Raw genomic sequence first — 8,131 nt, 5'->3', positions numbered from 1 at the left:
TGTTAAATAAAAGAACTCAATATATGTCATTTGTTAATAGATAAACATTTATTAATGCCCATGAAACCCGGTGCTCTTCCCGCACCCCTTCCAGGAGGATACTCGGCAGGCACGCGGATCGAGAACCGGGTGCGGCAGGATGCTGCACTGCATGGAAGGTTATGCTGTTTTCCCTCCGGGACGAGCGGGCGGGGGATTGAATGCTGGTAAGAAACCTCTTTGTCCCCTCCTCCTGTCTTCCGGGCGGCAGGATAGCCACATACGTTCTCTGGCCGGAAGATCGGGAGGTTATCGTCCGGATCACGAAACCGGAGTGTTTTGCCGTTGAGGAGATCTTCAATGCGGTGCGGGAGCCGGGTGCCGGGGAGGACGAACTGATGTTTTCGCGGTTTGGGGTGAACGGATACCTGGGCGTGGTGTTCAAAACCCCGGTGCTGGATGCCGCATCGGAGACCGTGCAGTTGACATATGTCCTTGAGGATGAAAACGGCCTCAGCGAGGTGCGTACAAAACGGATGAACCTGATCGGCTCGCCGGTACACGGCCATCGTCCCGCCGGCGATTCCCCCGGTTCGGCCCCGTCCGTAACCGGGGGTGCCCGGGTTCATAACGAACGGGACCTGGTCTCTGCCGCAATAGAGCGTATCTACCGCACCATGGGTGTTATCGATGCCGAATTGCAGGAGGAGTTCAGGATCGAAGGTCGGCAGATGACGATCTCCTGCAGCGAGCGAGTACAGCGATACGACATGGTCCTGATACCCAAAAAGACGTATCTCCTTCCCAAAACGGTGAAATATATGCATGTCGTCCCGTCACGGGTCGCCATCGCCCGGCTGCCGAAACTGGTTCCGGTGCCCGAAGCGGTTGTAACGGCCGACAGTGCATATAAGATCAAGCTGAACCGCCTTGTCCCCGGCGAAAGGTACCTCTTCTCCCTGGAGTATGCTCTCGACAATCCTGAGTTTCTGGATTTGATTGTGGAACGGTCGCATTGCAATACTCTCTCCACCGGTCCCGACGGCGCCCGGAGTCTCTACGAATTCGGCGTTCTGTTGAAATATCCCGATCTCCTGAACCACGAGTGTGTCTCTCTGGTCTTCCGCGACATCGAGGCGAGGGTGGAGATCGATATCCGCCGGGACATTCCGGCAAGGTCGCACCTGCAGTCGTGCGAACGAACGATTGCGCGGCAGGATCTCCGTGCCGATCCTCAGTTTCGCCGCTCAATCGAGGTGAGGGGGGATTTCTTGTATGCCGGTTGCTGTCGGTCCGCCGATCCGCTGCCGGGGTTCCTGCACGTTGTGCTGCGAACGGATCTATCCCCGGGCAAACCCGCAGCCGCCGGCGCGTTATCGTATGACTGTCGGCATCTCGGGTCTGAAATCGAGAAGATGGGTGAGGGAGATCACACAGAGTTCTCACGCGAAGGTGGGGGCGTCGCGCGGCCGTAGCGTTCCGGACCGGCACACCGGCTTCCCTCTCCCGAAAAAAGATGAATTGTCCTACCGGTGCGCAAAATACGCGCTCACCCGGCCGCCGTCCGCCGAATCGATCCGGGCAAACCCGACCCGCTCGAACTGGACGACGTTGTCCACCTCACCGGCGACCAGGGGTTCGCAGAACCCTTCGAGGCTCCCCTCCTGCCGGAGGAGGGTGCAGGGGAGTTTCGCGTCCGCCGGCAGCCACTGGATGATCGGCGCCTTCTCGCGCCGGGAGTCCTCGAATGAGATGCTAGGACATCCCTCCCTTCTCTCTACAGGTTGTTTGTGGCATCCGGCTCATGCAAGGTCCAGTGCGCAACCAGTACGGAATCATCGCCATAGTTGGGAAAACTCGTTAATTGCTCAATCAATAGTGCCTACTCCTCATTCTGGTGAAAATTTACCTGAGCTGGGGGCTTCTTCGATCGAACGCCCTTACTAGATTGGCATGTCTGCAGGCTCTTCGTCCCATGCGGCGCTCGGTTCGATTGGCTGTTCGGGGAGCACATGCCACGTCCATGAATGCCATGTCGTCCCCATGCGTGTCCAGCTCTCGTTGACAACAGACACCGTTACCGTATGCGTACCCAGTGGGACGTTTTCAAACGTATACGACGCCTGCCGGATGCCCTCGTCACGCAGGTACACCCGTTCGTCGCTATCTAAGTAGAACGTCATCGTGACCGGTTCATCGGAAGCAACGGTAAACGTCCGGTTTTCTCCCACTGTATCGTTGACGACGCGCTCTGCAGGTTCGACGAACGTTATCTGTGGGGGGTCCGTGAATATCGCAGGCCTCTTATGCAGGTTTTTCAGGCGCACCATATCCAGAACCGCAGCAACCGGCTTACACCACTCGATGCCGTCCATGCGTGACAGCCGTACCGTGCCGAGAGTACTGTATGCGACCCGTTTTCCATCCCTGCTGATAGAGAGGGAGATGCCGTCTCCTATCGATGTCACCGTCCGCCTGCCGGTTCCGTCAGCGTTTACCACCTTGATCTCCTTGTCCCATGTGAGGTAGGCGATCTTGTCGCCTGAGGCCAACCATGCTGGGCTTTCGGAGGGGAAGATGCGTTCATCGATGATTTTACGGTTCCCGCTGCCGTCGGGGTGAACCGTCCGGATACCGTCAGTGGAAGCGTATGCAATCCGGCTGCCATCGGGACTCCATGCCGGCAGACTGCAATCTCCGACCTCAAGCAGGGTGTGCGCCCCTCCGTCGACCTCGACGATCAGTAATCCTTCATTTGGGTTTTGGTACGCGATCAACTCACCGTCGACGGTCGTCGTCACTTGATCTGGGCATGAAACGGCGATCCTCCCGCTGTCCGGGCTCCAGACTGGGAAGTTATCAAATATCACCGATGTTCCGTTAATGGCCAGTTGTGTGTTCCTTCCGTCGGTGTCCATCACCCAGAGGGAGCGGTTTAACAGGTAGGCGATCCGTTTCCCGTCAGGGCTCCACCCGCGGCACAGTTCGAGTGACCGGTCAGCCGTGAGGCGGGTGAGGTTGTTTCCGTCGCGTTCGATCGTCCAGATGTCCCGGTCGGCTAAGAAGGCAATGGTGTCGCCCGACGGGTTCCAGTACGGACGAAGTGCTACGTCCCCGCAGGAGGTGAGCTGCCGGGTATGCCAGGTACGGGTATCCACGATCCAGAGATTGGATGAATGCCGGTCGGGGTAAATCGTGGCAACATAGACGATCTTCGTCCCGTCCGGGCTGATGGAAGGGTACATGCAGTCGTACTCCCCGCCAAGTTCGTAGAGGAAGTAATTCCCCGGGAGGGAGTCGACGTGGCCGCCCGCCCAGAGGACAGCCACCCCCGCGGCGAGAACAACGAGCGCGATTCCGATGATACGGTGGTTTCGTTCCATTTGTTTTCGTTCCTTCTGTTACCGCTTCGTCATGTGAGCACGACTGAACGGGTGATCCTGAACCGTACGGCCGATTGACTCCATCGATGTCCTGATACCGGGAAGGGTTCCCTCACGAGGTCGACGGCATTCTGTGCGGCACTCAGCCCTACGGGTACAAGGAATCCATTTACATGCCTCCTCCGTATCCGTCACCTCCGATTCGCCGGGATCGATCGGCGTTCCCACAGGTGGGTTGCCGTCGCGGCTCACGTGCCAGACCTCGCGGCAGTACTCCCCAGGAGAATCAAAATAAACCATACCCCACGATCCTGAAGCACCCTGATAGTGCAACAGCCATGTTCAGAGCATAGAGTATCAGAACCGACAGAACGACCAGTCCGATCGAAAAGAGCATGCTCCGTTTCGAGTAACTCCGTACCAGGTACGACGCGACGAAACCCGACCATATGATTCCATACAGCAGGCAAAGCAATGTAAAGCCTATGGCCTCGAGAGATAGCCACCCCTCGGCATATGTGATAAGGAGTGTGGTAGTGCCTCCCACATACAGCGGGATGACAAGGGCCGGAAAGGCGGTGCAGGAGATCTTTACCGATTCTTCCCAGCCCAGGCTTGTGCCCGACGCTCTGCTCAGTCCGTAAAGAATCGCCGGGAGTACGGCAGAACCTACCAGAAATCCCAGGTGGGAGGAGACAAACATACGGAAAACAAACCCTATCTGATGCACATTTGCTCCATCAAGATCAAGATATAGTAAACAACAGACAGCAGAGATGAAGATCCCGAATGCCAAAAATCCGACGATGAGCCAGTAGAGGATCGATTCTCTCAGGCTCTCGTCCTGAACGATCTCTGCAGTCCGTACGGGCGATACAAAAAGCAGGAAGGTCTTTCTCACTACCTTTTGAATGAATACAAAGGCCATGAGGTACTACTCTTCCAGACAGGGTCCCCAGACAGGGTCCCAATTCATTTTGCCTGCCACGGTGAAGTAAGACTCATCCGCCCCGACGGGGTCGCCGACGTCAGGATCGGCAGAAATTACAACCTCGCCACCACCCGCTTCACCGCGACGATCGGATATCGGATTCACCCCCAGGGAGTAAACTGGCTGAAATACACCAGACCATAGAGATAGATGGCAGCGAATGCTGCGGCTATCGCAACAATCGCGATTGCATACGATTTCAGGGTAGATGGTCCGTGCAGCATTTGTATGCCGTTTGCGGCAACCCAGACAAAAATGAGGATGGCGGCGATAAAAGACGGTCCTAACACATAGTCCATTACTTTGAGTATGGGCAGAGATCCGTTCAATATATAGGAGTCAACGATTTGTACTATCATGAACGGCGCCATCAAGAGCGAGCTCATATACGTATAGCTAATAAACGTAATGGTAAAAGAATGAATGAATTGTGCATCTCGATTAACGTATCTTGCAGCCAAATGGATGATGGTTAACAGTACGAGTATTTGAAGGAGGAAGTATCCGGATATGAACAATATATCGTTCATGATCGACCCAAGGAGCCGACTGACTGACATGCCTCCTCCGATGCCGGCGTAAAGAAAACAATAATAAATGACTACAAGCGTGACCGAGATCGCCGCAAAAAATGTGATTGCGAAGGAATATCCTTTGTCTCTGTCAAGATCGAACATCTCTGCTGGTTTCACCAGATAGCCGGGTATCGAGTGGGTGAAACTCGATCGCAATTCATTCATCCTCATACTGGTTGTTCCTTCCCTTATTGCAGCGATAGATAGACATTGCAATGATAATTGTAATTTGTAAACCCAAGGATAGGAATGGGCACCCCCTCTAACTTCGGGAAAAATTTGCACGTTCCAGCCAAATTTACATCAATATAATAATAACTTGAATTCGGTACTTCGATGCTCAATGAGCCGTGGTTTGAAGGAGTATCGCTATGAATCTTCGTTTTTGGATAATTGACAACTGTATTTGGTATCGTGAGAATCGGCCAGCTGACGGTTACTTCGATATCGAAGTTGCCTGAAATGGGGATTAGATCTCCCGTGTGTTGATCTTTCATAAGATCCAAGCCAATGCCTGTATTGTACGCAATTTCGATAAACCGAGATCCGTCCCCTCTTTCGTTAAGGGTGGCAGTTGTCTTCAGTACGCCACCGACCTCGATATCTACATCCTCGCCATGAACCTGGCGAACGATATCGTACGGGTCGCTGATAGTCCAGGTTACAGTCTTCGAATCCGAACCCTGTTGATTTCCTGCGGTTACGGTTAGAGAATGCTGGCCAACACTTAGTTTGGAAGTATTGTAGCCGAAATATGCAAAAGTCAATGGATCGCCCCGCATTTCCGCGACACACACCCCATCGATGAACCACGGTATCGTGCACGGGGTAGTTACGTGTGCCAGGATAATCCTCACCTCTCCCTGCAGGTTGCTTATGGTATCCGGTACACTGAGAGAAAGGGCCGGCGGAGTGTCCGGTTCATGGACGGTCCAATGTACTAGCAGCTGGTCCGAACCTTCGGTATTGTGCGCGGTGATCCTGATAATATGAGGGCCAACCAGTGCGGAATCATCGACATAATTGGCGAAACCCGTTAATTGATCGATCGATAACACCTCTTCCTCATCCAGGTAGAACTTCACCTGAGCCGGGGGGGTGACCTGAACCGCGAATACCACTCGTGCCCCGGCGTAGGATGAGGGCGTTGTTGTGTTCGGCCAGATGAGGGTTATTTCCGGAGGTTCCGGGGGAGGTAGAGGTCTGCTGATGGTCCACGTCCAGTGAAGCGTCCCCCGGCCGTTTGCGTTCAGAGCAACAGCGGTAATGACATGCTCGCCGTACCTGTGCGCTGAAAACGGTACCGAGCAGGAGGTCAGGGTCTGGCTGCCGGAGTCGTAAATCACGTCCCCGTTGTGGTAGAAGATGATGCGGGCGGATTGATCCACCGCGATCTCAAAAACTCTCGTCGCATCCGGTGAATCGTCGGAGATCGCCTGTTCGAGCGGAGCGACGCGTATCACTACCGGCGGCGTCGAGACCACGTTCCAGGTCCAGTAATTCTCCCCCGTCCCGTTGGCGTTCGCCGCGACTACCCGGACCATATGCTGCCCCAGCGGCGCACTCGGGAAGGTATAGGACACTTCCCGGACGCCGGAAGCGCTCGTATGCACCAGATTGTCGTCCAGGTAAACCGTCAGCGTGGCCGGCTGGTCGCACGATGCCGTGAACGGCCGCTCAGCCCCGACGGGATCGCCGATGTCCGGGTCTTCCGGTTCGACCAGAGTCACCACCGGCGGGCTGACTCCTTCTCCCATTCACCCCACCTCCAGAAATCCGTCGCGGATAAGGTACTGCGGGAGCACCCAGCCGTTGCAGAAGAGGATGTTCCCCTCCTTTTTAATCAGATCAAAATCAGGGTGCATCCTGTAAATCCAGTACCTGTTATTGTGGCCGGCGAATACGCCGCCTTCCTTCCCCACAGGCGTTCCGACCGGTTCGTTCTTTATTGTCCCGTGAACTTCCATGAGATCATCCGTCACCTGCCTGTGTTTCTTGACTCCGCTATGACCCTGGATAATCCCCCTACGGTATACAGACGGCTGATAGCAGATGATATCAGGTTCCACCGGTCTGTCACGGAACTTAAGGTTCTGGTTCATACATGCGCCGATGATAGCGAGATCGTAATCCTCCTTTCTGAACCGTTCCATAAATTCAGCATAGTCGAACCCGTACCATTTCAGATCGGCATAGATGTCCCGGTACTCGGCAGGAAACGCCCCGACCGCTATTGCTTTTTTCCCACTTTTCGGGAAGGAATAGCGGGGATTGATGCTGTCGCAAACAAAATCGCCGGGATTGACAAGGTTGAACCGGTCATCGACCGAGGGGGCGTCAATCTTCCCCCTCGTTTTGGTAAAGACCTTCCGGACGTTTCTGTCGTTGAACAGGTCCAAGAAAAATGTAAGATGACTGTTGGAATCCGACGGCAGCTCCCAGTGTTCGGTGACCCGCTGGCGGCGATACTCCTTCCAACGGTCCCTGAGATCATAGGAAACGAGTTCGTTTACGTTCTCGAAGAGATCGATAAACGCCGACCCCGGCGGGGAATACGGGAAGGATACCTCGAAGATATAGACATCATAGCCCACCGTGAGCCACTCTTCAAAGGATTTTCGGCTCTTCGCCGTTTCAAGCGGGATGGAATAGTGATAACGATCTTCCTGAAGGTAGGTATGCACATCAAAGAGCCCTTTTTCAGACTGCAGGCATGCAACTTTTTTCCCCTTTTTCTCGAAGTAGCGGGAGAGAAGGATCGCCGTGGTGGTCTTTCCCTGTTCGGGGACAGAGGCCAGAATGTAAATTTCACTCATGAGTATCAGCGCGCGATTATTCAAATAATCTGATCTTATAACAAGCCTATTTTGGAAACTATGTATTTAAAATTACTGTATCCGTTCAGGATTTTTCCTCTGACGAGACCGAACTCATCAGTCGAGCCTGTTGCTGATACGGCCTCATCGGCGTTTCGGGGTAATTCCTCGCCGCGATAGCGGGCCCCTCACAGATCAAGAAATTCTTCCTTTGTAAGGCGGGCCTGTTTCAGAATAGAGAGGAGCGTCCCGCGGGGAATGGGGTCGCGCCGGGGAATGACGACAAGTAGTTTAACTCCATCTTCTCCGGTTTTATTGATCTTGCGGGGGTGAAGGGGGTGGAGCGGGAAGACCCCACCCTTCGGGGTGGGGATGGCACGGCACAAC

The 8,131-nt window shown here is 54.5% G+C and carries 8 protein-coding genes; 1 reads left to right on the top strand and 7 read right to left on the bottom strand.

Going from position 1 to position 8,131, the window contains the following annotated elements; genetic code table 11:
• The first annotated feature begins 200 nt into the window (after window positions 1-200).
• A complete protein-coding gene (locus BRA42_RS02750; RefSeq protein ID WP_342772074.1) occupies window positions 201-1,454 on the top strand; it encodes a hypothetical protein in 1,254 nt (417 codons plus the stop codon).
• 51 nt (window positions 1,455-1,505) lie between these two features.
• On the opposite strand, the gene BRA42_RS02745 is transcribed toward BRA42_RS02750, so the two are convergent.
• The 7 genes from BRA42_RS02745 to BRA42_RS02715 all read right to left on the bottom strand — a co-directional run.
• Window positions 1,506-1,685, bottom strand: coding sequence for a hypothetical protein (locus tag BRA42_RS02745; protein ID WP_342772075.1), 180 nt, complete (start codon window positions 1,683-1,685; stop codon window positions 1,506-1,508).
• 237 nt (window positions 1,686-1,922) lie between these two features.
• The gene (locus BRA42_RS02740) at window positions 1,923-3,362 is read right to left on the bottom strand and encodes a TolB family protein (protein WP_342772073.1); all 1,440 of its coding nucleotides are present in this window, start codon (window positions 3,360-3,362) and stop codon (window positions 1,923-1,925) included.
• A gap of 286 nt (window positions 3,363-3,648) precedes the next feature.
• Window positions 3,649-4,290: a hypothetical protein gene (locus BRA42_RS02735; RefSeq protein WP_342772072.1), complete on the bottom strand. Its 642-nt coding sequence runs from the start codon at window positions 4,288-4,290 to the stop codon at window positions 3,649-3,651.
• Window positions 4,291-4,454: 164 nt separating this feature from the next.
• On the bottom strand, window positions 4,455-5,045 hold the full coding sequence (locus BRA42_RS02730) for a hypothetical protein (protein ID WP_342772071.1): 591 nt from the start codon (window positions 5,043-5,045) through the stop codon (window positions 4,455-4,457).
• Window positions 5,046-5,116: 71 nt separating this feature from the next.
• Window positions 5,117-6,685: a hypothetical protein gene (locus BRA42_RS02725; RefSeq protein WP_342772070.1), complete on the bottom strand. Its 1,569-nt coding sequence runs from the start codon at window positions 6,683-6,685 to the stop codon at window positions 5,117-5,119.
• Window positions 6,686-7,768, bottom strand: coding sequence for a hypothetical protein (locus BRA42_RS02720; RefSeq protein ID WP_342772069.1), 1,083 nt, complete (start codon window positions 7,766-7,768; stop codon window positions 6,686-6,688).
• A gap of 164 nt (window positions 7,769-7,932) precedes the next feature.
• Window positions 7,933-8,131, bottom strand: a 199-nt coding sequence (locus BRA42_RS02715; RefSeq protein ID WP_292410572.1) for a type II toxin-antitoxin system HicA family toxin, incomplete at its 5' end; no start/stop codon positions are given.

Source organism: Methanoculleus sp. UBA374, assembly GCA_002508705.1.
Lineage (GTDB): Archaea > Halobacteriota > Methanomicrobia > Methanomicrobiales > Methanoculleaceae > Methanoculleus > Methanoculleus palmolei.
The sequence above is the reverse complement of the archived record's forward strand: the minus strand, read 5'-3'. Positions and strand labels throughout refer to the sequence as shown.